This window comes from Paenibacillus sp. XP01 (assembly GCF_057364885.1).
Genome location: NZ_CP139481.1, coordinates 3,693,892 through 3,720,783, shown reverse-complemented (window position 1 = coordinate 3,720,783; position 26,892 = coordinate 3,693,892). Strand labels below are relative to the sequence as shown.

Here is a 26,892-nt window from a genome sequence, read left to right as displayed (position 1 = left end):
CCTGTTGGAGGAGCGAAAAAGGATGAGTAAAATCGTTACCCGTGTATCCGGATTGGTCATGGCCTTCTCTTTGTTTCAGGTTGGCAGTACAACACTATTCCTATTGGGAGGCGATGCAAAGCAGGATGCGTGGCTGGCCATGATGATCGGGGCCATCGCCGGCTTCATTCTGCTGCTGATGTACCTGACCATTCACCGCCTTGAACCGGAGCTGGATTTATTCGAGATGTTCCGCCATTATTGGGGAAGATGGATGGGAAGTCTGGCGGGACTCGGGTTCATCGGTTACTTTACATATGAGTCATCCCGAACGATCAGGGATATGGGGGAGCTCGGGACCTTGACATTACTGAACAGAACCCCAACCGGGATCGTTACTTTAATTGCGTTAATCGTCTGTGCCGATGTGGTGCGGTTCGGTCCAAGAGTCTGGTTTCTTCTTTGCCATATATGGGTGCTGCTCATGGTTTTGGGTTATGGCAGTATTATGCTGCTGATTCCTTTTACGGGGCTTTTGCATTTTGAATTTTTGTTTCCCGTGTTGGAGAACGGCTTCATGCCCGTAGTGAAGGCAGCCATACCCGAAATTATGTCCTTCCCCTTCGGGCAGACGGTACTTTTCTTAACTCTGTTTAAACTTATTGCGGATAAACGTAAGCTGAAGCGGTGGATCGTTATCGTATACTGGATTACGGCCATTTTCCTTATAGTCGTTAATGAGCTTTCCATCCTTGTGCTGGGCCCGGAGTTGGCTGCATCCAGCACCTATCCGTTATTCGAGGTAACGCAGCTTATACAGGTGCCCAAGGTGTTTGAACGGGCAGACGTCCTGTTTACCATGATATTGTTTATTGGAATCGGGATCAAAACGGCGGGGTTTTTGTTCGGTGCCGTCATCGGCATGCAAACGGTCACCCCTTTCAGATACAAGCCTGCCCTCCTTTTCCTGAGCATTATCATATACGGTCTGACGTTTATTTCACCCCGATTTACCGAATTTGTATGGTTCGGTCTCCATGTGGCCTTGAATAGAATCTGGCCGATCTTCCAGGTTGCGCTTCCGCTCCTCCTGTTCTTGACGATGCTGCTCCGCAAGAACAAGAAAAAGACTTCCGGCTAATGCGGTCAATGTACTCCACAATGAATTAGGTGTCCGGAGTTTACGTTATACGTTGTCTTTTAGAGAGCGATCAGGAAGCTCCATAACGCGAGCGGTAAACGACTGAATTATTCAGCCGGGAAACGAGTTGGCATCGGATTGAATTCAGCTGCCTTAGTGTAAAGACAAATCCATCGGGAACATATACCATTATCGTAAAAGGAAAAAGAGGTTCGGGTTACAGTGTACCTGTGTCTCATAATATTAATGGTTCAATGAAAGAGAGGCTGGCCGATGATATACATTGGCTAGCTTTTTTGTGAAAAATCAATCTATGAACCCATTGTATTTTACATAATAACAACAAAATGTAGGTCTTATTTAAATCCACTCAAAAATATGGCCCGTTCGGGCCCAATAATGAACCTTTTAAAAGGCATGTTGTCAGCGGTGTTTGCTACCTTTTGAACTTGCCGATAATCCCTATGCCGCTTTCTTGGACTGTTGCTGCAGAATATGTTTAAATTTAAACATTACCGCTTAGCTCGCCCCAAACTGAAATTGTCCCCAGTTGGTGTTACGTATATATTTCAGTTTTTCAATCGCCTTTATGATTAGATATCAAAACTTTAGGAGGATGAAAAATGAAGGTCAAACGAATTGTTGCAAATGTTGAAGCGCAAGACATTTCCAAAGCCTCGTATTTTTACGGGGAAATCCTTGGACTTCATCAATTAATGGATATGGGATTTATTACAACATACGGTTCGAACGAGAAAATGGACACTCAGGTTAGTTTTCTATTAGAAGGAGGCTCTGGAACACCTGTGCCTGATCTGTCAATTGAGGTTGATGATCTTGATGATGCGTTAAGTCGTATAAAAGAAGCAGGAATTCCAATTGAGTATGGACCAACTGAGGAGCCATGGGGAGTTCGGCGTTTTTTTGTTAGAGACCCATTCGGGAAACTTATCAATATTCTTATCCATCTTTAAATAATAAATTGAGAAAATAGTTGCATGATATAAACGTGTCGGATGACAAAAAGATTGCCCATTGAAAGCTGCTAGGAACTGACTACCCGGTAGAAGTGTAGATGCAGACTATTGAAATGAGATTAGCAGGTATCTCGACCAAAGATGTCGAGGTACAAGAACATATTCCCATTAAAGTCGCTATTTTAGCGGCTTATTTATGTTATCGGTACAAGTTCTATTGCCGGAAAGAACAAGAACATAGTCTGATTGCCGATTAGGTGGGGATCTAAATAAAAACCGGTGAAGTTAAAGCCTCTGAATGAAATGTCTCGTTTTGGTTCATAAAACGTTGGATAGACTCCGCCTGAATTTATATAACCACTCCAAACAGTATGCTAATAGCTTAGAAATAATAATTCTAACAACATAATTTGATGAATCAAATAAAATTCAATAAAAAATGTAATTTGACAGCGCCTTAATGAACATCTGGGATGAACATTTTGTTTACAAAATAAAGAAGGGTAATTAGATCATCTTAAATAAAACTGGTCATTTTCGAGTGGATTGATAGAATTTTGTGCAAATGTAAAAATAAAATGAATCATGTAACCAAAAATATATATAGTTAAGTAAAAAATATTTTGACAAATGCACGAAGATGGATTATTTTGTTAATAAGGGATGCATATTTCAGGTACACTAAGCAGTTACCAGCACGCATTCCAATAAGATCCTAAATAACCTAAAAGGAGAGTGAATAACATTAAGAAAATTCATTTATCGGGTGAGATGAGTGGCAGAAAAGAACCAGAGAATAGTTTTTGCGAAAATAAATACAGGCCCCAATTACATTATTCGCCGAAGGAAAATTGGATGAACGATCCTAACGGCATGGTTTACTATGAAGGAGAATATCACCTTTTCTACCAACATACACCTCATGATACCCAGCCTGACTTTGGCAAAATGCATTGGGGGCATGCGGTAAGCAAGGATTTAGTGCATTGGGAGGAACTTCCACCGGCTATTTTTCCTGAAGAAGATGGAGCGATCTTCTCGGGGAGTGCGGTGGTGGACAAAAACAATACAAGTGGATTTTTCAACAAGGATGGATCAGGATTAGTTGCTATCTATACTAATGATGGCAACAGTGCTCAGCCAGGAAAACCGCAGGTACAAAGCATCGCTTACAGCAGGGATAAAGGTCGAACCTGGACAAAATATGAAGGCAACCCGGTTTTATTCCCAATGAAAACGCTAGATTTTCGTGATCCGAAGGTATTCTGGCATGATGAATCCTCAATGTGGATAATGGTTCTTGCTGTAAGAGACCGTGTCGAATTTTACACGTCCTCAAATCTTAAGGAATGGTCTTTTGCAAGCGAGTTCGGTTCCGATATTCCGGGTATTCACCGTGGGGTATTTGAGTGTCCCGATGTATTTCGAATCCAAGTAGCTGAGGATCCCAGTATTACGAAGTGGATTCTGACGCTAAGTGTCGGGGATCGAAATGGTGTGAATCCAAAGGATCCAGAGCCACCGGCTGGCGGTTCTGGCATGATGTATTTCATAGGGAGCTTTGACGGTAAGTCATTCACACCAGATGAAACATTGGAATCTTTGGATGCTATCAGATGGATCGATTACGGATCTGACTTTTACGCGGCCGTGACCTGGGATGGCATTCCGAACGAGGACGGACGAAAGATATGGATTGGATGGATGAACAATTGGCGGTATGCTTCCACTCTTCCTTCAAAGGAATGGCGTGGCAACATGTCCATTCCCCGGGAGATACAACTTAAGAGTTGTTCGGAGGGGCTCCGTTTAATTCAAGCACCCATAAGTGAGTTAAGCCAACTAAGGAAACCGATTTTATCACTGAAAGACTTGACGATTAAGCCAGGCAGCAACGTCTTGTCAGATATTTCTGCTGTAAAGGCAGAAATTATTGCGGAATTTGAAATCGGTACTGCCATAGAATTTGGGTTCAAGGTGCGAAAGTCTTCCAATCAGGAGACGATCATTGGATATAATGTCTTGAATGAGGAGTTGTTTGTCGATCGGACGAAGTCGAACGCTATTGATTTTCATCCCGATTTTGCTGCAAAACACAAGGCCTTTATGAAGTCAGAGCATGAACAGATACAGTTGAGCATTTACGTGGATTGGTCTAGTGTAGAGGTCTTCGGCAATAAAGGAAAAACAATCGTTTCAGACATGATTTTCCCCGACTTGGAAAGTAGGGGGCTAGAACTCTATGCTCTTGGCGGAGAACTAAAGGTCGTGTCACTTCAAATCAATGATCTGGCAAGCATTTGGGAAAATTAAATTCTTTACCCAAGGGGGTGCCTAATTGCGATCCAATATATTACCGATGAAGTATCCGGCTATAACCTCGTGGCAGTGGCAGGCAAATATGTTTGCCGTCTTAGCCAATTACTCACAGGCTAAACCATGGATTATGACACATTTCATTCCGCTACAACTCACCTTGAATAAGGGAAGCACTTACGTGGACTTCTACCGCACTCCCTCCTTTGAATTTTGTCCTTGGTTTCTTCGCCAACATTTAAGTCGTCAGTTGATCCGGCACTTCAACAAGGATATATGCACTTTTTTGATGGACTGTATTGACATGAATAACTATATTTATGTGCTTCTAGATCAATCACAGTTTTTGGATACTAAAGATTTTTTCTCACATGATTCATTTATTTTTGGTTATGACGAGGAGCGGGGGATATTTCATATCGCCGACTTTACGTTCAATAGTAAATACTCGTTTGCAGAAATCACATTTGAGCAAATGAAGCGCGCCTACGAGGGAATCGATAACGATGGAGATTGGCTGTATGCGGGGAAGGGAGGTCTTTCTCTGTTACAGTACAACGACCGAGCTGCGTATGACTTTAATCTAAACTATGTTATCGAGCAACTTGAGGACTTTTTGAATGGTGGAAGTCCCTCCGACAAATACAGGGAGTTGGGTTATATGACAAATCCATGTGTGTGGGGGATTAATGTTTATGAGGAGCTGATTTTGGAGATGAACCGCATACGCATTGGACAAAATGCGGAGGATAGACGCCCGTTTCAGGTCATCTATGATCACAAAATCTTGATGTTGGAGCGAATTGACTTCATGGATCAAGCTGGTCTTCTAGAGGAAGGTAAACAGCTCAAGGTTTGCTATCAGTCGATTGCCGACGATGCTCTTATGGCGCGAAACTTGATCATCAAATATTCTCTAACGAAAAACAAGGATAACCTCATGAAAGTGGAAGTGCTAATTAGGCGTATTCAAGCCTGTGAGCGTGAGGCAATGGAACTTATGATCCGCAACTTGAGCCTCGTGTCAAACATGAATCCAACGGGCAAAGAGGGGGTGGTCTGAAATTGGAAAATCAACCATGTGTGGAACGCATCCAAAACCTTATTCATCAGAAACTACCCGACTACGACAAACAACGAATAAACGATAATACGTTACTTAAAGAGGTATGGATCCAAATGGATTCTATGCAGTTGATTACATTCGTCGTGGAGCTCGAAACCGAATTCGGGCTCGAGCTGCCGGACGAACTGGTAGGGAACATGACAGACAGTCATCTAACAGTTGGCGATCTGGCTGAGCTTATACAAAGTTCCCAGGAACGCGTGTAGCAAGCGGTACTTGGTCAGGTACACTCATAGCATGCAGACGGAAGCAGTATGTGTTTGGATCGAGCTGAAGCCCTGGCGGGCGGCACGAACGGGCATGTTGAATCACTTGTTTAAGCATCCCCCGCCGGGAGTGCCATAATAGACGGATCTGGGAGCGATATGTCAGAATAGCGGCCGTCTTCTGCTTCAAACTGCATTTGGGGAGCGAAATGTAGACCGGATGTAAGTTCTGCGCTAAATCAATTTCCCATTGTATATCTTGACCATAGTTTAAATACGGCAGATCTTCGTAGTAAATCAAACGGGCAGAGACTTCCGAATCACTAATACGTCGTACAGCTTGTTCGGCCGCAATCCGCACGATGCCGTGATCCACATGTCTTCCGATTGCAAGCGGAATATAAATATGGTCGTAGTCTGTAAGACAGAGGCGCGTTGAAAGCACCTTTGTTGCCTCAGAAATCACGTCCTGCTCGGTCTCGTAGTCACTATGGAACAAATCGTCCAGCTTTTTATATGAGGGGGCTCCGCTGGTATCCTTGCGATAGATACATTCCTGCAGGTCCAAATGAATCGTGTCTACACCGAGTAGGTCGCATGCACTAACGTCCTCTTCCCGGCGTACTTTCATCACGTCGGAGCTGAGCCCAAACTTTTTGTGCAGAATGCGAGCGAGTAGGGATAGATCTGTGCCAGCACCAGTGAAAACAGTTGCTACGGTCACATGATGGCCAGCACGAACAAGCGAATCGATATAATCGCCGCAAGAAATAATAGCATCATCCAGATGGGCGGAAACAAACAGGTATTGGTGATTCAAGGTTGAAATCCTCCTTGTAACATTAATTGAAATATATAACTATTATACCATTTATTTAAATTAACTGTGTGAAAATTATACAGATTCGAGTCTAAAACTAGTTGAAAGGATGACGTTTATGTTTGAAACATTAAAAAATATCATTGCAACTGTGCGCGAGGATGACTCACTTCGTGAAACTCTCACACTGGAGAGCGACCTGATTAACGACGTCGAATTAGATTCCCTTCAGATGATAACGTTTATTCTCGGCGTTGAAGATGCTTTCGGGGTGGAGATCGTATACGAGGACCTGGACCTGACTTGCCTGCGCTCAATAGGTGCCTTTATGGCATTCCTGAACGGCATGAATCAAGAGGTCGGGTAGTATGTTGTTTGCCGGCACCTTTGATTCGGAAACCTATTGGCGTGAAGAAGGGAACAGTAGGTTGCCCTTTATTCCTGATCCGTCGCGGTCGCGGATCGTAATGGCTATGGATGAATTGTTGGTTTCCTTATGCGGCCCGGAGGATACACTGTTGACCCGTTTTGCGATGGATGAGGCGCACAAGGATTATTTGGCGCACATCGGCTTTCGTTTTACACAGCTTAGCGCGGGTGTCCCAATCCATGAGTCAAATCTATTTCGCGCTCTGTACGAAGTTCCGGAGACCGACGAGTGGTTGAAACGGTTCCGCGAACTGACTCCCTTTTCGGTTGTACCTTACGTCCATGAACTGATCGACAGGTACAACTATTCAAGCAGGTTGCCCGCGCTCACAGACGTTAGACGGGTGAATTCCAAGTTGTATTCTGCCGATCTTGCTAAAAGACTGCTTGGTAGCTCTTACAGCCAACCTGTGTTCAGCGCGGATGAATTGGCTGCAGCAGGACGGGGGATTTTGGAGCGGACGGAGGGAGTACTGATCAAGGATCCCTTTGGCGTGGCTGGTAAAGGCAACATGCTTTTTAAAACCTTGGCTTCCCTGGAGCGTGTAGTCTGCTACTTGCGTAAACAAGAGCAAAACGGGTCCTCGACGGCTTTTCTCGTTGAGCCGTTCCTTGATGTGGAATATGATTTTTCTTGTCAATTCTCGATTGATGCATTCGGGTCTTTTCGGATCGTCGGCCTGCAACGAATCCTCAACCGACAGTTTGCGTACATGGGATCGCAAGAGATGGAGGAGGCGCATGTCGATTCGCTTATACAGAACGGTTATTTTGATGTTATAGAGAAGCTTGCTTCCTCGCTGTATAAAGATGGTTACTTCGGCCATGTTTGCGTTGACTCTATGATACTGAAGGACGGCACACTGGTACCGATTGTAGAGATCAACGCTCGTCAATCGATGGGATTGATCAGCCATTATCTGGGTCGGCGGCTCGATAATGGGGAGCACGGAATATTTACGTTTCGATCGGTAGGTAGTCGACACCGATTCGATTACGGGCAGTGGTTGCGGCAGCTGAAGTCTGACGGCATTTTATACCCTAATGATACCGGCGAGGGCATCGTCCCGCTTTCCCCGGCGTGTTTGTTTGCTGGCTATGGTGAATCGGATTACCCACAGAAGTTAAGTGAAGGCAGTTTCATCAAGGGCAGGCTCTATCTGTTTGTTATCGCGCGAGATGTGCAGGAGCAGAAAAGTTTGATCGCCAGGGTAAGGGAACGTTTTGAAGTCCAGGGAGGCAAATGGTATGGATAGTCATCTGAAGCCTTGTGTCACTATACTCGGATCCGGTAACTCACTAGGTGTGTACATGCCCGCCGTGCAGCTAGGCATTCACTTGGACCGTTCTGGCATTTCGAACGAAGTCTGTGTGCTCGAAAATGTATATCTCGACGGTGTCAAGAATAAGGTGCCGGCTTATCGTAAGGCCTTTCATGATAATTTCGCCATCGCCCGAAAGAGTGTGGAATTGGCTCGCGATATTTCGGATTGCCTGGATCCCGTTAAGGTACAGCTACTGCTGGAAGATTGGTCCCGTAAGCGCCGGACGTCGTTCGTTGCGTTAACTGGGTTCTGGATCCCGATTTTGGAACAATATGAACGGTTTGTTGGAACTCAGCTCGATGTCGACATGCTCCATCTCGATGCTTCGCTTTCGCCATCTTATTTGGTCTATGGATCTCGAAGCGAGCGCTATAACCATATTTGGTTTTACGAACCGACCAAGAAGCGCTTTGAATTACAACTTCCGATGACGGACGAAGCACCGATCCCGTTTCGCCAGCGGGAAAAGAGGATGGTGGCTCATGGTGGCGGCTGGGGAATCGGGACTTACCCGCAGGCTGTTCGAGACCTGCTTGAAGGCGGTATGGAGCTGGATGTTGTGGCTTATTTTGACGAGGATATCCAGCCTGATGCCCGCATTTGCTACTATCGGAACGACCCCACGTGGAGCCCGTGGCTGAGGAATAGACTGGGGAAATTCGGTTTTCCTCCAATGGCTAAGATTCAACATGGAGAGATGCCCATTTACTTAGACAGCGGAACTGTTCCCCTGCTATTTGAACGAATACGACGATGCGCAGCCGTTATCAGTAAGCCGGGTGGCTATTCCTTGATGGAATCATTCGCCGCTGCGACGCCTATGGTTTTTCTAGAGCCCTTTGGCAGGCACGAAACAGCCAATGCTGATTATTGGATTAAGCAAGGCTTCGGCGTTTTCTTTGAGGATTGGAAAACGCAGGGATTCGACATTGAAATATTGGAACGGGCTCATGGTAACCTACTAAACGCCCGCGAGTATTGCAAAACTTATGGAGGTGTAAATGATGCAGCCAAAAACGACTCGGAAGTTCGATGAGCGTGTGTTTAACGACCTGAAACGTACCATTATGAATATGTCCCGGGTCAGTCGGCTTCGAGCTACCGATAGTCGCTATGCGATGGAGATCCCGGAAGATATCGGGATCAAGCTGAACAACGGATGCAACTTGCGTTGCAAGCATTGCTACGAGTGGAACGCGGACGGCTTTCACTGGGACATGTCCAAGGAGGAGCAAGGTAAAGAAATCGATGTCGCGTTGGTCGATAAACTCCTTGCCTTTACCCATGAGAAGAAATCGAAAGTTTATCTTTGGGGCGGAGAGCCGTTATACCATAGCAAGTTCGATGAGATTGCGAGTCTGCTGGAACGCGATCAGCGGACGACGACGATTTGTACAAACGCGATTCTTCTGGAGGAAAAGTTAGATTCACTGCTCAAGATCGGTGAGGGACTTGTCGTTCTAGCCAGCCTGGAGGGCTTCGAGGCTGAGAACGACGCGATTCGGGGTAGAGGGACCTACAAGAAGGTGGTCAGTGCCATAGAACGTCTGCTGGAGTTGCAGCGGAAGGGCATTTTTAAGGGCAGAGTATCGGTCAGCTTGACGATGAATGATCTCATGATTCCAAAAATGTTTGATTTTATGAAGTTCTTCGAGGAGCTTGGCGTGGACTCGGTGTACTTTGTATACCCGTGGTATATCGCACCGGAGTCGGCATCGGAGATGGACGACTTCTTCATCAGGGAGTTTGACTGGATGGATCCAATCCGTCAGGGCGGCTGCAGTTGGCATTCATTCACTTATCGCCTTTCTGGCGACAAGGTGGGTGCGCTCAAGGAGGAGGTTCGCCGCGTCTCTGAGCACACATGGGGAAGCAGGGTTCGCTTTTTGCCTGCGTTAGAGCAAGACGAGATAGAGGATTTTATCAATGGCGTCCAAATAACTGGGATGAATAAGAAAGAATGCTTAGCGATCTCCACCCGTATGGACGTTTTGCCAAGCGGGAGCGTCACTCCTTGCAAGTTCTTTCCTGAGATGGCGGTCGGCAACATCCGCGATGTGGATGTCAAGGAGGTTTGGCACGGGGAGAATTTCGCCAAACACCGCGAGGTATTAGCTTGTGGACTGATGCCGGTCTGTTCCCGTTGCGGGTTGCTCTATCATTACGGCCGGTAAACGTTCTTGGTCACCTTCTAAGTTCATTTTATTTGTTAAGGGGGAACGCAATTGACAGCGATCCATGTGATGCAGTTAGTTAAAAACTTCACCTATTACACAAAAGAAGTAGGGATGCTTCATTCCATTAAAAATCTCTTTTATCGAAAAAGCTTGACCAAGGAAGCGGTGAAAAATATCTCCTTTTCGATCGAAGAGGGGGAGATGGTTGCCTTCCTCGGGCCTAATGGGGCAGGCAAAACGACGACGCTGAAAATGCTCTCCGGTATTTTACATCCAACTAGCGGCGAGCTTATCGTACTGGGCTTCAAGCCTTACGAGCGAAATAAGGAATTCAAAAAGCAGTTCGCTATCGTAATGGGGCAGAAGAGCCAACTATGGGCTGACTTGCCTGCGGCGGAATCCATTTTGCTAAACAAATATATCTATCAGGTTGAAGATCGGCTGTACAAACAAACACTGAACGAACTGATCGAACTGCTGGACGTCAAGCACATTATGAATGTTCAGGTAAGGCGTTTATCACTAGGTGAGCGTATGAAGATGGAGCTCCTTGCAGCGCTTATTCATAAACCGAGGTTGCTTTTCCTGGATGAGCCGACGATCGGGCTCGATATTGTTACACAGAAAAAGGTACGGGAGTTTTTGAAGTATTACAATGAACAGCACAAGACAACGATTATTTTGACAAGTCATTACATGAAGGACATTGAGGATCTGTGCAAGCGGACGATTATTATCAATGATGGCAGGCTTGTCTTCGATGGGGATCTGAAGCGAATCGACGATGTCTTGAACGACACGAAAATTATACAGTTGAAATTTAAGCAATACGTAGCGGCTGGACAGCTGCAGTTGTACGGGAAGGTGCGCCAAGCGGACGGATTTCAGGCCACGCTGGAGATAAGTAAGGACCGCATTAGCATGGCTTCCAGGGATTTGCTTGCGCACTACCCGGTTGAAGATATTACGATCGAAGATATTCCCATCGAGGAAGTAGTTGTATCCTTGTATCAGCGGGATTATCCTTAATGAAGGATCGGATGTTCAGCCAGGTCATGATTGAGGATATCTGCAAGAGAGCTGAAATATCCAAGGTCACTTTTTTCAAGTTTTATCAACGTAAAGAGGATCTCCTTATTTATTTTATGCGGGTTTGGCTCACTGAACGGATAATCGAAATCGAACAGGAAGGGAAAAAAGGATTTCATGCATTCCGCCATTTGCTGTCCGAGGTCGCTAAGGAGTATCAAGTAAGACCGGGAATGATGCCGAGTTTGATCTCTTTTCTCGCAGAACAGAACATGCAGCCTTGCATGCCTGAGCTGAGTCGGGCTGAAGTATCGCTGCTCTTTCCGGGCCAAGAGGAAGCAGGAAGTCAATCGCCTAATATGTTTGTTTTATTCGAACAGTTCATGAGGGATGAACAGCAAGCTGGGAAGCTCCATTACACTCTTACCTTGGAACAAGCTGTACAGATCTGTTTCACCATTTTTTATGGTGCGTTCCTGACGGCTCAATTGTACAATTCTACGGATATCGGTCGCTTCTATGAAACGCATATGGGTTTGCTTGAAATTAAGGAGAAGGAGTGAATAAGCATGGGTAACGTGATTGCAGGTCGGTATACCGCACATATGGAGGGTTCCTTCGTTGTGTTCGTGATTGGTTTTCGGATTAACAAGTGGTGGGCGGTACATAAATGGCTGCCTGTTATGAATGCCATGTCCCCGATGCTTCAGGAACTGTACCGGAACAAAGAGGAGCTCGGGTTCATGGAAGGTTCCTATCACTTTTCTGGACGGGGACTTACACTCATTCAATATTGGAGAAGCTTTGAACACTTGGAGCACTATGCCCGACACGGAGCTAACCATTTGAAGGCATGGAGGGATTTCAACCGCAAAATTGGAACAGGAGGAGATGTAGGTATTTTTCACGAAACCTATCTGGTCCCAGAAGGGCAATATGAATGTATGTACAACAATATGCCGACGTTTGGTTTGGCAAAAGCGGGAACTCACGTCCCGGCAACGGGTCGTAGAGAAACGGCAAGCCGGCGGCTTGGCCGCGATGGAGAACCCGCTGTGCCTACACCTCCAAATCCATAGTCATTTATTTTTTATCATTCCGAATACCGATGTCTTTCATTAAGATATTACCTTTGGTGGTCTGGTCAAAAATAAAACTAATCTTGCGGATCCGTTCGGGCACTAAATTGGTGTTGGCTTTAATAAAATCATTCATATCGAAAGCAAAGTTTTGAAAAATCGGTTCCTTAATCGTTTGGAAGAATCCTAACGGCCGCTTGGCAAGAACACCTTCGAACATGGGGAGAAGGGGTGAAAAATTGCTAAGTGGCAAGCGACTCACGTTTCCAGTTTCATCTTCAACGGAGATCGTTAGGTCGACCAAAGTGTCTGCTTCATGAGCTTCTTGCCCGGTATCATGGTTAGCGATGGAAAAAACAAGAGTACTTGTGTCAGATATATCGATCCCCGAATCCGGCAATATGACCTTATATACAGGAGTGGAGGAAGCCGATCTGTTATCCCACTCCAAGAAAACCGCGCTATACTGTTCATCCGACAGTTCCATCTTTACTTTGTCTTCTTTCCAGACCTTTAGGGAGTCTCCTTCCAAACGCCCGCCGGGTAACGTGGTTGTCCCCGGATCGGAATCTTCTTCATAATTAGTGAGGGTGGTCGTGTTTCCGTCCCAATAATTGCTGATATACATGGTTTCTGGCAACCATTCCTTGGCGTATCCTAGATCTTGAAATACCGTCCGATACGAATGATTGTTCCTCAATGTGGCTTCCAAAAAGGACGAAATCAATACTTCTGCAGCTTGAATTTGTTGTTCACCAGGAAGGATCTCGGAGTTATTAAATAACATGTTTCCGATCCCGGCAGCATCGGATCTGCCCCAAACCGTGTTGAATTGTCCATGATTTGCACCGTATATGTACACATATGATTTGAAATAATGACTATTTTCAGTAAAGCGTGTACGAAAATACTGATTCGCTCCAACGAACGAATTGATGTCCATATCGTGGGAGCCATGTAGGGACAAATAGTTGATATCATGAAGCTCGATGGGTTGTCCGCCCGGTTGGTACTGCATGTCGGTACCTGCGATCGAGACAAGGGATTGAATATTAAAATGGTAATCAAACTTGATGGTTGCATCTTCGGGATATGTTGTCATTTGATTGTACGCGGCTGCCGTAGTGATGGCCTCACCCCCACGGGAATGTCCCATCAGTGCAATATGCTGCATATCTACTTTGCCATGGAACGGATTTCCTTCAGAAGCATTCCATGACTCCCATGTTTTTAAATGTTCGAGCAGTAACCAACCTCGTGCACGGTTTTCACCCTCCAATCCATCTAAAATAAACAGATCATCGTACGGAGAAATATTCAGAAAATTCTCATCGATCGAAGCTAAGATATATCCACGACTTGCCAGTAATTTTCCCAAATAGGCATATCCGGGATCAGAGAACTCGGTCGCAAGATGGTTACCATGTACAACAAGGACAAGCGGGAAGGGGCCGTCGCCTTCAGGATACCAAACCGTGCCATTCAGCGGCATCGCTTCTGGACCGAACCCAAAGGTGTTCGTACGTCTGGAAGACCAATTTCCTACAAATGCCGATCCATCCACAGTCTTTGTCGTTAGATGACCTTGGGTATCAAGATCTTTGCGATACGTTGGATTACTTGCATAGGTCACTGAATTTACACGAAATGTACCAGGTTCAGCCGGATTGGCCACGGAGTTTGAGTAATTGTCCGCAGTCTTGACGGTTTGTAAAGGATACTGAACATCTAACTCGGCAAAACCTCCACAAGTGAGCCAATATCCCAGTACACAAATGAAAATAAACACCGCAGCAATCCCTGAACTTGCTGTTACTTTTACCCACCTTGCAGCTTTGCGATACGAACCCTTTATGAATCGATAAAGCAAGGCTCCAAGTAAAGAAAAGGAGAAGAGGATGCATAAAAGAATGGATAACGTTAACGGTATGGGTCCTAAAAAACTGAGATACAGTAAACCAATAGATGCCAGCAGGAACCAAACATACCGAGAAGGCATTTTTTTAGCCCAGTGCAACACGCCTGCAATAAGACCCGTGAGTCCAAGAACGGCCAGAATCGATAATATTGTACCAACGAAGTAGTCCTGAACCCCTCGTGACCCAAGGTAATAGAAAGCTTGCACTAAACAAATGAACAACGTAACCATAGAAACTCCAAAATAGCTCCTTTCCATCCCGACGGAAGGGGAGAGATACGTGGAAGAGGAAACTTTGACAGCCGTTTTCTGAGTGTTTTCTTGTCATTTTTTGAACTAATGTTAAACATGGATGTTACCGCCTTTCAAGTTATCGCCAGTCCGCTAACGGATGACCTTTAGCTAGATAAATCACACCACCATTAATGAATAAAGAGATCACGGCCCGGTCAAGGTTGGAAATAGATCGCAAATCAAGCTATTGTTCATTATTCAGTAGTACAGAAAGAATAATAGCATGCGGTACTGAATAATGCAAAATAGTGAACTGAATACCATTCTACTGACGGTTAGAAGTTACCAAAATGAATAGTTGATGTTTCCCAATCTCCCACAAGAGGACAAACCCCGCTTGGTGGCATATATTTGCATGAGAGTGAGTGGTTACCGCGGCTAAGATCCAAGCATGAGTTGATGCAGATATGTAACCTAATTAAATGAAAAACACCTCCAAGATGATGTCCATACCTTACGACATGGTTGCATTTTCTTGAAGGAGTTTTTTCGTGGCCACAGTGTAAATATCGATGAATGCAATTCATATTAGATTAGCGGCAGTCCGGTTAGAGAAGTTATGGAACAGCTTAACCTAAGGAGGGTTCGCGATCATCAACATTCTTCAGACGTTTCTCTCCCCCAGGTCTCACCCCATATGCGTAATTCCCGAAGTACGGGTGTGTATGCCCTTCCTTTATCCGTTAGCGAATACTCAACGGTGACAGGTGATGTAGGCAACACCTGGCGGTTGATTACTTCATGCTGCTCCAAATGACGCAGGGCATCCGTTAAAGACTTGATGCTGACGTTGTCTAAATTTCTTCGCATTTGATTAAATCGCTGCGGACCCAAACTAAGTAAGGTAAGTACCAAAATAGACCATTTTCCGCGAACAACCTCTAAAGCTTCGCAAATGGAGATGAGGCATAGTTCGTTCTCTTTGCTTATATCCACAAAATCATTCCTTACTATAATATAGTTAGTCTACTTTATAAGGCTATATTAAAATAATGTGTCTACTTTAGATTATATATTGAATAATTTATAGTAACAATAAGACTTATTTTACTGCAGTGCTATGTGGTTTAACTAAAGCAGAATTAGTCTTATAAAGCTTAGGGAGGAGTATGGCTATGTGAACTAAAAGATATTGATTTTGGAATTGGACACCTCTAGTGTCCGCAAGCTATTCCCGGAATTAATCGATTCCGGATATCCTTTCAAAGAAAAGTGAAATGAAATTTAGGGCTTGTTTCTTACAGAGTAAATGAGATTGTTAACTGTGACTCAATTGAGGATAGTGAGTATGAGGAGGAGAGAAGAATGTCTTTTGTACAACCGAACCAAAAGGTGGAGCAGCCGTTTTTTAACATTATTCAAGAGCGGCGGTCCATACGCTGCTTTGATACTGAAGTAATGATCCCACGGGAGGAAATGAAAGAAATCTTGCAGCAAGCTACGTTGGCTCCGTCAGGCGCCAATCTGCAGCCGTGGAGGTTCCTTGTAATCGACTCGCAGGAGCTGAAGCAAAAACTGCTTCCTATCGCCAACAGCCAGCAGCAAGTGATTGAGGCTTCAGCAGTCATTGCGGTACTCGGAGATTTGGAAGGGTACACATTGGCCGAGAAAATTTATGGAATGGCGGTCGATGCGGGTTACATGCCTGAAGAGACAGCTAAATCATTCGTGGAACGTTACCAAAGACTGTTCGCGGGCATGTCTCAAGAAAATGTTCTCCGAAAAGTACTTATTGACAGTGGGTTGGTATCCATGCAGCTTATGCTTGTCGCCCGTGCTAAAGGCTATGATACGGTCCCTATGGGCGGCTTTGACCAAACTAAATTTGTAGAGGCGTTCGATATTCCAGAGAGATACGCTCCTGTTATGCTTATCGCCATCGGTAAGGCGACGAAGCCCGGACACCGAACGGTAAGATTACCGATTGAAGATGTCACTTTCTTCAATGAAATACCTAAGGCATGATATTATTCATTCAAGCAATATAAAAGACACCCAAGGATATGAACTGCATCCCCAATTGTTAGACACAACTAACAATTGGAGGTGCATTTTTTAGGGTATTCGGATTAATTCGGAACGGTCACATTCAACCATGGAGTCACAGTGAAGAAACCGAAAAAGACCAAGATGATCAAGTACGGAAGAAACACACCGAAGGGGACCAAAGCATTCGGACTGCTATTAATGAAAATATTCGGAACTCCTCCTGATCAATCATCCTGGCCATCACTTATTGCGGCGACGGATTCAACAATCACCGGAGATATTTACATAGGGCTAGGGATGAATCCTCTAAAGGCTAAGAAGTCGAAGTTTGTTGATTTTCCCACCGGAGTCCATTATGACTTGTAAAAAACGATCAAAGATGGTCGGTAAGGAAAAGCTGGAAAAGGGAATTTTATTACTGTCATATCCTCATAAAGATTTTCAACAAAAAAATGCATAACGCATAACGCTATTAGATATTTCCTCGCGCCTTGCTTCATCTAAACGAAAGAAAGTATTTGTTGGCATAGATTACTCCTTGATGTAAGTGTGAATTCATTCACACCAAATCGATAATCCATTCACATGTCAGGTAGTATTTACGTGGTTGAGTATAGCAGGAAAGAGAAGTCAAGAAACTAGTGTTTCTCGCTGGGACGATATCGAACTCTCTCTCCAAACGGACTCCTACCCACTCTCCCGATTTTTATGCTTTAATAAAATGAGCAGTAAAAACAAGAAATGGTGAAAGTGGGATTCGATGAAGCGACTAACGATTGGCCTGTTCGCCCATGTGGATGCAGGTAAAACTACTTTTGCGGAACAGCTGCTGTACCATACGAACAGTATCCGGTCGCGAGGGCGGGTGGATCATCAGGATGCGTTTCTGGACAGCCACGACATCGAGCGGGCAAGGGGCATTACGGTGTTCGCAGATCAGGCGGTAATAGAATATAAAGGAGACAGCTACTATTTAATAGACACGCCAGGACACGTCGATTTCTCCCCGGAGATGGAGCGAACGATTCAGGTCATTGATTATGCCATTCTGATTGTAAGCGCAGTTGAAGGCGTCCAAGGCCATACTGAGACAGTCTGGCAGCTGCTGCGCAAGCATCGGGTTCCGACGTTTTTCTTTATCAACAAGACGGATCGGATCGGAGGGGATGCAGGCAGAACCGAGGCGGATATCCGTCAGCAGTTGACAGGGGAAGTATGTTGCATTACACAGGGCTTCGCTGACGGCATCATCGGTGAGCCGCTGCGTGAGGCCATGGCGGAGCGGGACGAAGCCTTGCTGGAAGCATTCCTGGGGGGGAGAGATGATTCTGGCTTCTGGCTGGAGGCTTTGCAGAGGATGATCGCGGCCGGTCTTCTCTTCCCCTGTGCTTACGGCTCTGCGCTTCAGGATACAGGCGTCATTGAATTTCTGGATCAGCTGCATCTGCTGACGACAACCGCTTATGACGGGGATGCTTCGTTCCAGGGGCGGGTGTATAAAATTCGGCACGATGCAGGCGGAGCGAGACTCACGTTCATTAAGGCACTGGGTGGTCGGTTGAAGGTGAGAGAACAGCTTCGTTATGAGAGCGGCGGGGTTCAATATGATGAAAAAATTACGCGGCTCTTCTTGTTTAACGGCCTTAAATCGCAGCCGGTGGAACAAGTAGAAGCCGGCGATTTGTTTGCGGTTACCGGATTGTCCGCCGCCGAGACCGGACAAGGCCTGGGGGCGATATCCGACAAGTTAGCTTACGATTCGGAGCCGACGTTACAATCGAAGGTATTATTCGACAATTCGATACCTGTACAGAAGGTGCTCGGTGCTTTTCGCACGCTGGAGGCGGAGGAGCCGTCTCTGAACGTCGTTTGGGATGAGAAATTGCAGGAGATTTCGATCCGCGTCATGGGATTGATTCAACTGGAAGTGCTGGAGCAGCTTGTTAGAGAGCGGTTTGGCTTTGCGATCTCTTTTGGACAACCGGAAATCTTGTATAAGGAAACGATTGAATCGGCTGTGAAAGGGTACGGACACTTCGAACCGCTCAGACATTATGCGGAAGTGCATCTGCTGATTGAACCGGGAGAAAGGGGCAGCGGCATCACGTTCGATAGCAGATGTCATGCCGATGATCTGAATGTCAGCTATCAGAATCTGATTCGGAATCACCTCTACGAACGGGAGCATCACGGACTGCTGACCGGCATGCCGGTCACCGATGTGAACATCACGCTGCTGAGGGGCCGCGCGCATAAAGAACATACCCATGGCGGCGATTTTCGTGAGGCTACCTTTCGAGCACTACGGCAGGGTCTGGAGAAGGCGGACAACGTGCTGCTGGAGCCCTATTACGATTTCAAAATCAAAGTCGCTATCGATGAAATGGGCAGGGTGCTGTCCGATATTCAGCGTGCTTCAGGTATTTTTAATCCGCCGGAGACAGCCGGAACGCAAGCGGTGGTCACGGGCAGGGTGCCTGTGTCGACTTTCATGAACTACAGTGCCGAATTTGCATCCTTTACGCATGGACGAGGCAGCATCCGCTGCGTGTTCGGCGGCTACGACCGCTGCCATAATACGGAGGAAGTCATAGAGCGTATGGGCTACCGCAAAGGGGCAGACCCATTGTATACATCTTCCTCCATCTTTTGCGCCAAGGGGGCGGGTTACTCGGTGCCATGGGATGAGGCGGAAGCCAAGATGCACCTTGAATTAGAACCTTGAATGATATTAGGGGACTGACATGGGGATTTATGGAATTATAGGTCTTCACGGCTTGAGCAATATTACGAAATTCCGAGCGCTGACGAGCCTTAGGATCGTAGATTATACTAATCGTATTGAATACAATTCTCTGAAAGCACCAGATCCCTGCGAAGCAGGTGCTGGTGCTTTTTTGCTTTTTACCAACTTTACGAGAAGGCCATCTATTTTATGCTCCAATTACACTAACAAGTTGGTGTACATAGTCATTCTCTCAGAAAAGTCTTCCACGAACATTTCGTAATTGATCAGCATTTGTTTGCCATTATCGATGGAATCAATATACTTTTAATGACGACAACTCCTATGGTTAATATAAGTATAAGCCAATTATTATGTTCTCTATGTTAGACTGGCCCTGAGCCGGTTCCCTTGTTTAGGTTTATCTGCTTATTGCTTAGGAAAAGACGACGAACATATCCTGTTGAAGTAGGGCATTATTTCCCCCCAACCAGAGAAATAATTTGTTTAATGGATAATCTCAAAAAAATTGTACTCAACCGATTACACGGAATAAATAAAAACAGCAGCAGCATTAACAGTATTAGCAGAGGCGGAATTTGTTATGATAAAAATCTGGAGGCGAATGAGATGCTGGAATTAGAGTTTACTACTATAGAGGCGTGGGATGAAGCATTGTGGGCGCGGATGGAGCGGATCTATCATGAGGCTTTTCCAACCGGCGCCAAGACAAAAGCGATTCTGCGCAGTATGCTGGACCGGGGGATTGGTTACTTACACACGGGCGTGCATCATGGAGAAGTGGTTGCGATGGCTGTTACTGGACTGGCGGGGAAGGCAGCGAACCGCATCCTGATCATCGATTACCTCGCGGTTAAACAGAAGCTGCGCGGATCGGGTATCGGGACTTGGATGCTGGAGCAGCTCAGAGCCTGGGGGTTAAAGGAACACGGGATCAAAGGTATGATTATCGAGGCGGAATCCGGCACAACGGAGGCTCATCAGGAACGCATTCAGTTTTGGCAACGCAACGGGTTCGTCCTAACTTCCTATGTTCATCAATATAGAATGGTGCCAGAGCCTTATCAGGCAATGATGCTGCCACTGGATGGAAATACGGATGTGCCTGATGATGGCGAAGCACTGTTTGGTTATATCAATGCTTTTCATAAGGCTGCTTACAAGAAGAGTTAGACCGAATTTAATCTCGAGGGACAAGCACATACTCCCATTGAAGTCGCTATATTAGCGGCTTTTTTTTCGGTACAAGACCATGTACCCGATTACCGTGTTGGACAAGAACATGTTCCTATTGCAATTAGGCGTATCTCTAATCGTTATTTTACCTGTAAATTCATTAACCATTCATATTTATAGTGAATAAGTGGATAAAGAGTATAGGGTGAGTTAATAATAGAATAATAATAGAATAACTGTTTTGGCATGGTTTATACGATTGAAGTCTGCGAATCTAACGGGGAAACGACAGCTTAATACAATCAAAATAGGCAGCTGATCAATATGGTCAGCTGCCTTTAATCAACTATGGGGCAAATTTATTGTAATCGACTTACCTCAATAACACGATTTACTTTGTATCTTTAGAAAGACATCAATAACGAGTACAAGGAACTGGAGCGCTCAGCAGCTGTTTTCGTCAATCAGATTAGGTTGTCGTAGGGATATCTAAACTCTTTTGCATAAATATCACTTTCCTAAAGCCAGCTTTTACAGTAAGCGAGCCCGATTTAAGCTCTTTTTTGATAACATAACCGTAACGTTCATATAATTTTTGTGCTGACGGATTAGTGTCAACAACCTCTAGATTTATCTTGGGAATTTGCTTGTTTTTTGCAATTTGTTCTACCTTGTTTAATAACAACTTACCTATCCCGTTGCCACGAGCTTTTTCAGACACAGCAATAGGATCAATATGCAATATATCTTCCCTGTACAAATGAAACCTTAAATAAACAGCATAAAAAACAAATCGCCAAATCGCTGCGAATGGAGAGTAAACCTTCCGAAAAGCGATATAATTGGCAGGCACAAAGGCTTTTTTTCCAATATTATATCCGAGAAACCCAACCACTTCTCCATTTCTTATTGCATATATGCCTTGTTCAAATTGAATGGATTGAGCTAATAGCTCAACTGCTTGCTCTTTAGTTTTTCCATAAAACCAAAGATATTTTACTTTCAATGGAAAAGCTTCGTAAAATAAATTTGCAACGTGTTTTTGTTGTTGGAGATTAAGCTTGGAAGTGAGCTCAACTTGATTCAATGTTAGTTCCCCCAATCTTTTTTAAAGTTCATTGATGTTCCATGTTTCATTTTCCTAAAATGAAGCAAAATGAACAATTCACATTTCTTTGACTTGTTGGTACATTTCTTAGACTCAGGCTGCTTTTAATGACAGTTGATTTAAAAGGTGGGAATAAACGATGAGTAGTAAGAGCTATTTGGCCCAGAGTACTCCTTTAAACGTACAGTTTCTAAGAGTTAGAGATGAACCGTTTCGTTGGAGTAATTCCATTGAAGTGGTTATTGTATTGGAAGGCAGCATTCACATTGCAATTGCAGACGAAGAGAGAAGCTTAGGTAAGGGTGCCATTGAAATTTTCAATATCAATCAAGTTCATCGTCTATTGCAGACTAATGAAAATAATTTAGTTCTCCAAATAAATATAGATGCTGAATTCGCAAAAGATTATTGTTCGGATATATCAAAAATTTGGTTTGCTCATGAATTCAGCCCTGGAATATATCTAGGGTCAGAGCGAATAAAAGAAACGAATGAAGCAATATGCAGACTAATATCTCCAGTTGTAAACAAGAGTGAGATACGATACTTAACCCTAATAAAAATTATCGAAAAATTGTTGGATATACTCATGACGAATTTTGATGTCAAAAGAATTTTCGCAGGAAACTCAACCAAGCTGCAACGAATGGAGAAAATATATAATTATTTATTTCATTTCAAGGGCTATACCAACAAGGCATCTTTGAATGAAATTGCCAAAATTACAGAGGAATATTTAAATTTAGATTATTTATCATCACAATTCAGGTTATTAATAGGAGATACGCTGCAAAATCTACTTCATTACTTACGAATTGAGCATGCGATCAAACTATTATTAACGACAGATTTAAGCCTTGTTGATATATCAAACGAGAGTGGTTTTTCTTCTCCGAGATATTTTTATCAAAAGTTTAATAAGATTTTCCCAGAGGGACCGAAAGAATTTCGAAAAGAAAATAAAAAAAAGCAAGAGGAGATAGAACTCTGTAGGGAAATAATCGATCCAACATTAGTTATTCCAATGCATAGTGAATTATTTTACAGTCATGAAGCAATTTGCAATGAAAAAAATAAGCGAATCCATATTGATTTATTTGAACCTTATGATCAAAAATCAAACTCTCCATACCTGATAAAAGTATCTGAATTTCTCACGGGTAATTTAGATAAGCATCTACAATTGATTCTTCAAGCTAATGACTCAAGTCCATACAAAGTTTTTGGATTCGAAGAGAACTTAAATTCTCACAAAAGTAATATTAAATTTCTGACATTGATTATTAATAAATTTAGCGAAAACGATATTCATCCTGTATTTATTGTGAGAACAAGTAATAAAGCTATTTCAGAGCAGTTCGCAACAATTCAGCAGCTGCTTCAAAACTATACCCTTACTTATGGGTCAGAACATATGAAGGGGTGGACAATTGAAATTCGTTAACGTTGATCTCATCGAAGAGCGTGAAGGCTTAAACAGTCATGAATGAATGCGTCATGGTTATTCAGTATTTAGAATTAAAACGAAAAGAGCAGATCTGACGGTAATTGACCGTTGAACTGCAGCAGTTGCGGGGTTGTTGAGTTTTCAACACAGGACTTCAAAGTGACCATTTTTTGAATGGGGTAAAGGGGAGAAGGATTATGGCCAAGCGTATTTCAAAATCAAGGCAAGCGATTAGTGATGCTTTTATGAGGCTAATGTCAGAAAAGGAATTCGAGAGCATCACGATTAATCAAATTGCGGCAGAAGCGTAGGTTGCTTATTGAGGTGAATTTAGATGGATTAAGAATGTATGTTCCGGTATGATTAAAATGAAAACAGCAGATGTTTTATAGTTTTGTTTCGATCGAAAAAAACAGTGAGGTGAGTAACATTACGGAACAAAGTAATATGCGAAAAGTAATCATTGAACTTTGGAATGAAGGGGATCTAGGTTTACTTCGCCAATTAAATTCGCCAGAGATGACAGCGCACCTTGGAGGTCCAGAAACTGAGGAAAAACTCGTAACTCGTCATAGGCGCTATTGTGAAATCGCTGAAAGAGGCACAGGACGAATGTTTAAGATTCTCCTATTTCCGAGTCTTGAGGTTGTTGGCAGTGTGGGCTATTGGGATCAGTCTTGGCAAGGAGAATCGATTTATGAGGTGGGATGGAGTGTTTTACCAGTATTCCAAGGCAGAGGGATCGCCACAGAAGCAACAGCAAAAGCCATAGCTTCGATCCATTCTGAAAAGAAACATGAATTCATTCATGCTTTTCCTAAAATCAGCAATCCTGCCTCTAATGCCATTTGTCGCAAGCTCGGCTTCTCTCTTATTGGTGAATATGATTTTGAATACCCTGTTGGTACTACCATACGATGTAATGACTGGAGATTGAGGGTCGGGGACGGAGTATAAATTCCAAAAAGCCCACGTCATTGGTATAAGAGACGTGAGCTTACTACTCATACTGCCGGAGGTGTTTTTTTCTGCTAGCATTTCATTAGCTCGCTGCCTGTTTCTTAACGTTCTTTGCGCTTGGACTTATAGGCGCCCCGCTACGAAAACAGATCCAATAGATGGTCCACACCCCCAAGACGACGAACGCTAATAATGTATACAAGTTGCTATACACATATGAATCCGCGTAATCATAAAACGGATTGAGGCGAAAGGTCGCGCCTTGGTCGATGGCTTTTCCGTAAACCCCCGTTGCCACGGCGCCGGATATGAAATTTACCATCGAGAACAGTCCCATTCCGATTCCCATCTGTTCCTTGGGCAGTGTACCTGCTATCGTATTGGATACTGCAATTTGCATGAATATTTGCCCAACGTTCCCGAAAACAAGAAATAAAGCAACAAGCACGGGCGGCAAACCAGCAAAAAAAGACAGCAGTAAAAAATATGTCACGAGCAGCCCGCCGGCTAATGAAAATAACGCATTGTTTCCTCTGGAATCTGCCAGTCTACCCGCTTTTCGCCCCAAAATGGCCGCAACCGCAGCTCCAGGCACCATGGCAAACCCGATCAAATTCGGCGAAAGCCGGTGGACATCCGCCAGCAGCTGCGGAGTAAGAAAAGGTAGTGAGTAGCTTATTGCCATCACCACAAATGCAATGGTCAAGCTCAACGAAAAGCGGCTGTTTCGGAACAAGGCAGGATTGACGAACGGTGTATCCGCCTTGGAAATGCGGAAAAGGAACAACAGCAAGAATACTGCGGCAAGAACAGCCGCTCTCCAATCCGAGAACGTAATCGCCAACATAAGAGATGCTACAGTTCCCGCCAGCAAACCTCCCCCGATCCAGTCCAGCTTACCACCGTCCCCTTGTTCATCTCCGAGATATTTGCGATACAAAGGCAATGTAAAAACAAGAAGCAGCGGCAGGAAGAACAACCAGCGCCAATGGGCAAAGCTGACGAGCAGGGCGGATACGATCGGCCCAAGTGCATTCCCGATGGCCAAACCGCTCGCCGTTATTCCCAGCGCCCAGCCACGTCGTTCTGCCGGAATGTATCTTGCCGGAACGATCATCGCCGAGGCAGGGATGACCGCAGCTCCAGAAGCTTGCAGGACCCGGGCTATGATCACCATCCAATAGTCCTGGGAGATTAGCCCGATCAACGAACCGATGGCGAAAAGCAAAAGGCCAAAGGTCATTAGGTTTTTCAGCTTGATCAGATCGGCCAACTTGCCATAGACTACAGAGCCAATAGCATAGACCAAAAGGTAAATGGCGGATACCCAGCTCACCTGCGAATAGGACAAGCCGAATTCCTCTCCCATTTTGGGTAGCACAATATTAAACATGGTTGCGCTCATGGAGGACAGAATCAACGTGAAGGCGAGGATATACAATAGTTTTTTTACGTTCATGGAAATCACCCTTTCTTTTAGTCACTCCGTATTTTATACTGTTAAATAAATAATGAAAAATATATATTTAGTCCACTATCCATAACTTTTAGTGTATGAAAAGAAGGTGAAAACTTGGAACTGCTGCAGCTTCACTATTTCCGCATAACAGCCAGATTGGGGCACATGACCAAAGCGGCAGAGCAGCTGCATATCGCGCAGCCCGCTCTCAGTAAGACAATATCCAGGCTGGAAGAGGATTTGGGCGTGCCATTGTTCGACCGGAGCAACCGTCAAATTCGGCTTAACGACTTTGGCAAAGCATTTCTTGCAAAAGCCGAGGCAGCATTGAGCTTGCTGGAGGAAGGACGGAAGGAAATCACGGATATGGCAGGGCTGGAACGGGGAACGATCGTAATTGCAACCAATACGCTGAATCGCCTTTCGCCTGCGCTGGCTGCTTTTCGCAGCCAGTATCCGGAGGTCAACTTCCGCATCAATCAAATTGCGCCCGCAGCAACGTACAGTATCAAAGAGCTGCTAGAGGAGGGCAGCGTGGACCTCGCATTCGGGTCCCTGCCATCGCCGCAGCCAGGCATCTCCAACCTGCCCGTGCTGTGGACGGAGGTATTTCTGGCTGTCCCGCGCGGACACCGCTTTGCGTACAGGGACAGCATTTCTTTGAAAGAGGTGGCAGACGAACCGTTTATCGAATACAAAAACGGCCATCCGTTCCGCGAAGTCAACGACGGAATTATAGAACGGGCAGGCATACAGCGGAACATCGTATGCGAGGTGGAGGAGCCCGCCGCTCTAGGCCATCTCGTCCAAGCCGGTCTGGGCGTAGCGTTAATTCCCGGATGTAAAAGCGATGAACCTCCGTCCTACCCTTTACTCCGGATTGAAGGCGTGGAAAGTAGGCGGGCGTTTTCCGTTGCATGGAATGATGCGCGTTACCTGTCCCAAGCTGCGCGCGAATTTCAGCTGTTTCTAACTGATTTTTATGGAAAATATTAAATGATGTATAATTCTTCTTAAAATTAATTTGAACTAATAAGAAGAAAAATGAGCTATGTATACCATAAGGGGGAAGGGCAAGATTATATTTCTATTGGAGTCGCTATATTTAGCGGCTCTTTATCATAGTGGATATGTTCTTCTATGAGCTAAACACACTGAAGATTTTATTTAATAATGCAAATGGGTGGAGGT

General features: G+C 44.7%; 23 protein-coding genes and 1 pseudogene. 19 read left to right on the top strand and 5 right to left on the bottom strand.

Annotated elements, in window-relative coordinates:
* The first annotated feature begins 22 nt into the window (after positions 1-22).
* The 5 genes from SNR34_RS16805 to SNR34_RS16785 all read left to right on the top strand — a co-directional run bounded on the left by SNR34_RS16805 (position 23) and on the right by SNR34_RS16785 (position 5,745).
* On the top strand, positions 23-1,120 hold the full coding sequence (locus SNR34_RS16805; RefSeq protein WP_486179677.1) for a GerAB/ArcD/ProY family transporter: 1,098 nt from the start codon (positions 23-25) through the stop codon (positions 1,118-1,120).
* Positions 1,121-1,743: 623 nt separating this feature from the next.
* Positions 1,744-2,094, top strand: a complete 351-nt coding sequence (locus SNR34_RS16800; protein ID WP_236412722.1) for a VOC family protein — start codon at positions 1,744-1,746, stop codon at positions 2,092-2,094.
* 774 nt (positions 2,095-2,868) lie between these two features.
* The gene (locus SNR34_RS16795) at positions 2,869-4,410 is read left to right on the top strand and encodes a glycoside hydrolase family 32 protein (RefSeq protein ID WP_486179676.1); all 1,542 of its coding nucleotides are present in this window, start codon (positions 2,869-2,871) and stop codon (positions 4,408-4,410) included.
* Positions 4,411-4,435: 25 nt separating this feature from the next.
* Complete coding sequence (locus SNR34_RS16790; protein WP_486179675.1) at positions 4,436-5,476, top strand: hypothetical protein; 1,041 nt, start codon at positions 4,436-4,438, stop codon at positions 5,474-5,476.
* A 2-nt stretch (positions 5,477-5,478) separates the two neighbouring features.
* On the top strand, positions 5,479-5,745 hold the full coding sequence (locus SNR34_RS16785) for an acyl carrier protein (protein WP_486179674.1): 267 nt from the start codon (positions 5,479-5,481) through the stop codon (positions 5,743-5,745).
* On the opposite strand, the gene SNR34_RS16780 is transcribed toward SNR34_RS16785, so the two are convergent.
* Entirely contained in the window at positions 5,717-6,565 is an 849-nt protein-coding gene (locus SNR34_RS16780; protein WP_486179673.1) for a PIG-L deacetylase family protein, read from the bottom strand. The genes SNR34_RS16785 and SNR34_RS16780 overlap by 29 nt on opposite strands.
* A 118-nt stretch (positions 6,566-6,683) precedes the next feature.
* Between SNR34_RS16780 and SNR34_RS16775 the strand changes: the two genes are divergently transcribed.
* The 7 genes from SNR34_RS16775 to SNR34_RS16745 are packed head-to-tail and all read left to right on the top strand — an operon-like array spanning position 6,684 to position 12,604.
* The gene (locus tag SNR34_RS16775; protein ID WP_236412728.1) at positions 6,684-6,932 is read left to right on the top strand and encodes an acyl carrier protein; all 249 of its coding nucleotides are present in this window, start codon (positions 6,684-6,686) and stop codon (positions 6,930-6,932) included.
* A gap of 1 nt (position 6,933) precedes the next feature.
* Complete coding sequence (locus SNR34_RS16770; protein ID WP_486179672.1) at positions 6,934-8,250, top strand: ATP-grasp domain-containing protein; 1,317 nt, start codon at positions 6,934-6,936, stop codon at positions 8,248-8,250.
* Positions 8,243-9,355 carry a glycosyltransferase family protein gene (locus SNR34_RS16765; RefSeq protein ID WP_236412730.1) on the top strand — a complete coding sequence of 371 codons (1,113 nt, stop codon included), beginning with the start codon at positions 8,243-8,245 and terminating at the stop codon, positions 9,353-9,355. Before SNR34_RS16770 ends, SNR34_RS16765 begins: the two co-directional genes overlap by 8 nt.
* Positions 9,324-10,493 carry a radical SAM protein gene (locus tag SNR34_RS16760; protein ID WP_486179671.1) on the top strand — a complete coding sequence of 390 codons (1,170 nt, stop codon included), beginning with the start codon at positions 9,324-9,326 and terminating at the stop codon, positions 10,491-10,493. Before SNR34_RS16765 ends, SNR34_RS16760 begins: the two co-directional genes overlap by 32 nt.
* 51 nt (positions 10,494-10,544) lie before the next feature.
* The gene (locus SNR34_RS16755; RefSeq protein ID WP_486179670.1) at positions 10,545-11,525 is read left to right on the top strand and encodes an ABC transporter ATP-binding protein; all 981 of its coding nucleotides are present in this window, start codon (positions 10,545-10,547) and stop codon (positions 11,523-11,525) included.
* The gene (locus SNR34_RS16750) at positions 11,525-12,088 is read left to right on the top strand and encodes a TetR/AcrR family transcriptional regulator (RefSeq protein ID WP_486179669.1); all 564 of its coding nucleotides are present in this window, start codon (positions 11,525-11,527) and stop codon (positions 12,086-12,088) included. The genes SNR34_RS16755 and SNR34_RS16750 overlap by 1 nt, the downstream gene beginning before the upstream one ends.
* A 6-nt stretch (positions 12,089-12,094) precedes the next feature.
* On the top strand, positions 12,095-12,604 hold the full coding sequence (locus tag SNR34_RS16745; RefSeq protein WP_236412740.1) for a DUF4188 domain-containing protein: 510 nt from the start codon (positions 12,095-12,097) through the stop codon (positions 12,602-12,604).
* A 4-nt stretch (positions 12,605-12,608) separates the two neighbouring features.
* Here SNR34_RS16745 and SNR34_RS16740 read toward each other — a convergent pair whose 3' ends face one another.
* The gene (locus tag SNR34_RS16740; protein ID WP_486179668.1) at positions 12,609-14,753 is read right to left on the bottom strand and encodes an alpha/beta hydrolase; all 2,145 of its coding nucleotides are present in this window, start codon (positions 14,751-14,753) and stop codon (positions 12,609-12,611) included.
* 657 nt (positions 14,754-15,410) lie between these two features.
* Positions 15,411-15,752, bottom strand: a complete 342-nt coding sequence (locus SNR34_RS16735) for a winged helix-turn-helix transcriptional regulator (RefSeq protein ID WP_486179667.1) — start codon at positions 15,750-15,752, stop codon at positions 15,411-15,413.
* A 369-nt stretch (positions 15,753-16,121) separates the two neighbouring features.
* Between SNR34_RS16735 and SNR34_RS16730 the strand changes: the two genes are divergently transcribed.
* The 3 genes from SNR34_RS16730 to SNR34_RS16720 all read left to right on the top strand — a co-directional run bounded on the left by SNR34_RS16730 (position 16,122) and on the right by SNR34_RS16720 (position 20,724).
* On the top strand, positions 16,122-16,781 hold the full coding sequence (locus tag SNR34_RS16730; RefSeq protein ID WP_486179666.1) for a nitroreductase family protein: 660 nt from the start codon (positions 16,122-16,124) through the stop codon (positions 16,779-16,781).
* 784 nt (positions 16,782-17,565) lie between these two features.
* Complete coding sequence (locus tag SNR34_RS16725) at positions 17,566-19,530, top strand: GTP-binding protein (RefSeq protein WP_486179665.1); 1,965 nt, start codon at positions 17,566-17,568, stop codon at positions 19,528-19,530.
* A gap of 510 nt (positions 19,531-20,040) precedes the next feature.
* Complete coding sequence (locus tag SNR34_RS16720; RefSeq protein ID WP_486179664.1) at positions 20,041-20,724, top strand: GNAT family N-acetyltransferase; 684 nt, start codon at positions 20,041-20,043, stop codon at positions 20,722-20,724.
* Positions 20,725-21,196: 472 nt separating this feature from the next.
* Here SNR34_RS16720 and SNR34_RS16715 read toward each other — a convergent pair whose 3' ends face one another.
* A complete protein-coding gene (locus SNR34_RS16715; protein WP_486179663.1) occupies positions 21,197-21,814 on the bottom strand; it encodes a GNAT family N-acetyltransferase in 618 nt (205 codons plus the stop codon).
* Between the two features lie 160 nt (positions 21,815-21,974).
* Here SNR34_RS16715 and SNR34_RS16710 point away from each other — a divergent pair, with 160 nt between their 5' ends.
* The 3 genes and pseudogenes from SNR34_RS16710 (at position 21,975) to SNR34_RS16700 (ending at position 24,239) form a co-directional block, all read left to right on the top strand.
* On the top strand, positions 21,975-23,279 hold the full coding sequence (locus tag SNR34_RS16710; RefSeq protein WP_486179662.1) for a helix-turn-helix transcriptional regulator: 1,305 nt from the start codon (positions 21,975-21,977) through the stop codon (positions 23,277-23,279).
* A gap of 200 nt (positions 23,280-23,479) precedes the next feature.
* A pseudogene (locus SNR34_RS16705) lies at positions 23,480-23,590 on the top strand (TetR/AcrR family transcriptional regulator); the annotation flags it as partial.
* 139 nt (positions 23,591-23,729) lie between these two features.
* Positions 23,730-24,239 carry a GNAT family N-acetyltransferase gene (locus SNR34_RS16700; RefSeq protein ID WP_486182473.1) on the top strand — a complete coding sequence of 170 codons (510 nt, stop codon included), beginning with the start codon at positions 23,730-23,732 and terminating at the stop codon, positions 24,237-24,239.
* An 85-nt stretch (positions 24,240-24,324) separates the two neighbouring features.
* On the opposite strand, the gene SNR34_RS16695 is transcribed toward SNR34_RS16700, so the two are convergent.
* Positions 24,325-25,701: an MFS transporter gene (locus SNR34_RS16695; protein WP_486179661.1), complete on the bottom strand. Its 1,377-nt coding sequence runs from the start codon at positions 25,699-25,701 to the stop codon at positions 24,325-24,327.
* Positions 25,702-25,815: 114 nt separating this feature from the next.
* On the opposite strand from SNR34_RS16695, the gene SNR34_RS16690 reads away from it, so the two are divergent.
* The gene (locus tag SNR34_RS16690; protein ID WP_339272303.1) at positions 25,816-26,697 is read left to right on the top strand and encodes a LysR family transcriptional regulator; all 882 of its coding nucleotides are present in this window, start codon (positions 25,816-25,818) and stop codon (positions 26,695-26,697) included.
* Positions 26,698-26,892: the final 195 nt, after the last annotated feature.

Bases quoted from the DNA above. Each gene is read 5' to 3' on its own strand.
- SNR34_RS16745 (WP_236412740.1), top strand. From the start codon at position 12,095: ATGGGTAACGTGATTGCAGGTCGGTATACCGCACATATGGAGGGTTCC.
- SNR34_RS16750 (WP_486179669.1), top strand. From the start codon at position 11,525: ATGAAGGATCGGATGTTCAGCCAGGTCATGATTGAGGATATCTGCAAG.
- SNR34_RS16740 (WP_486179668.1), bottom strand. From the start codon at position 14,753: ATGGTTACGTTGTTCATTTGTTTAGTGCAAGCTTTCTATTACCTTGGG.
- SNR34_RS16765 (WP_236412730.1), top strand. From the start codon at position 8,243: ATGGATAGTCATCTGAAGCCTTGTGTCACTATACTCGGATCCGGTAAC.
- SNR34_RS16795 (WP_486179676.1), top strand. From the start codon at position 2,869: ATGAGTGGCAGAAAAGAACCAGAGAATAGTTTTTGCGAAAATAAATAC.
- SNR34_RS16710 (WP_486179662.1), top strand. From the start codon at position 21,975: ATGAGTAGTAAGAGCTATTTGGCCCAGAGTACTCCTTTAAACGTACAG.
- SNR34_RS16800 (WP_236412722.1), top strand. From the start codon at position 1,744: ATGAAGGTCAAACGAATTGTTGCAAATGTTGAAGCGCAAGACATTTCC.
- SNR34_RS16725 (WP_486179665.1), top strand. From the start codon at position 17,566: ATGAAGCGACTAACGATTGGCCTGTTCGCCCATGTGGATGCAGGTAAA.
- SNR34_RS16700 (WP_486182473.1), top strand. From the start codon at position 23,730: ATGCGAAAAGTAATCATTGAACTTTGGAATGAAGGGGATCTAGGTTTA.
- SNR34_RS16730 (WP_486179666.1), top strand. From the start codon at position 16,122: ATGTCTTTTGTACAACCGAACCAAAAGGTGGAGCAGCCGTTTTTTAAC.
- SNR34_RS16775 (WP_236412728.1), top strand. From the start codon at position 6,684: ATGTTTGAAACATTAAAAAATATCATTGCAACTGTGCGCGAGGATGAC.
- SNR34_RS16760 (WP_486179671.1), top strand. From the start codon at position 9,324: ATGCAGCCAAAAACGACTCGGAAGTTCGATGAGCGTGTGTTTAACGAC.
- SNR34_RS16770 (WP_486179672.1), top strand. From the start codon at position 6,934: ATGTTGTTTGCCGGCACCTTTGATTCGGAAACCTATTGGCGTGAAGAA.
- SNR34_RS16805 (WP_486179677.1), top strand. From the start codon at position 23: ATGAGTAAAATCGTTACCCGTGTATCCGGATTGGTCATGGCCTTCTCT.
- SNR34_RS16695 (WP_486179661.1), bottom strand. From the start codon at position 25,701: ATGAACGTAAAAAAACTATTGTATATCCTCGCCTTCACGTTGATTCTG.
- SNR34_RS16720 (WP_486179664.1), top strand. From the start codon at position 20,041: ATGGATAATCTCAAAAAAATTGTACTCAACCGATTACACGGAATAAAT.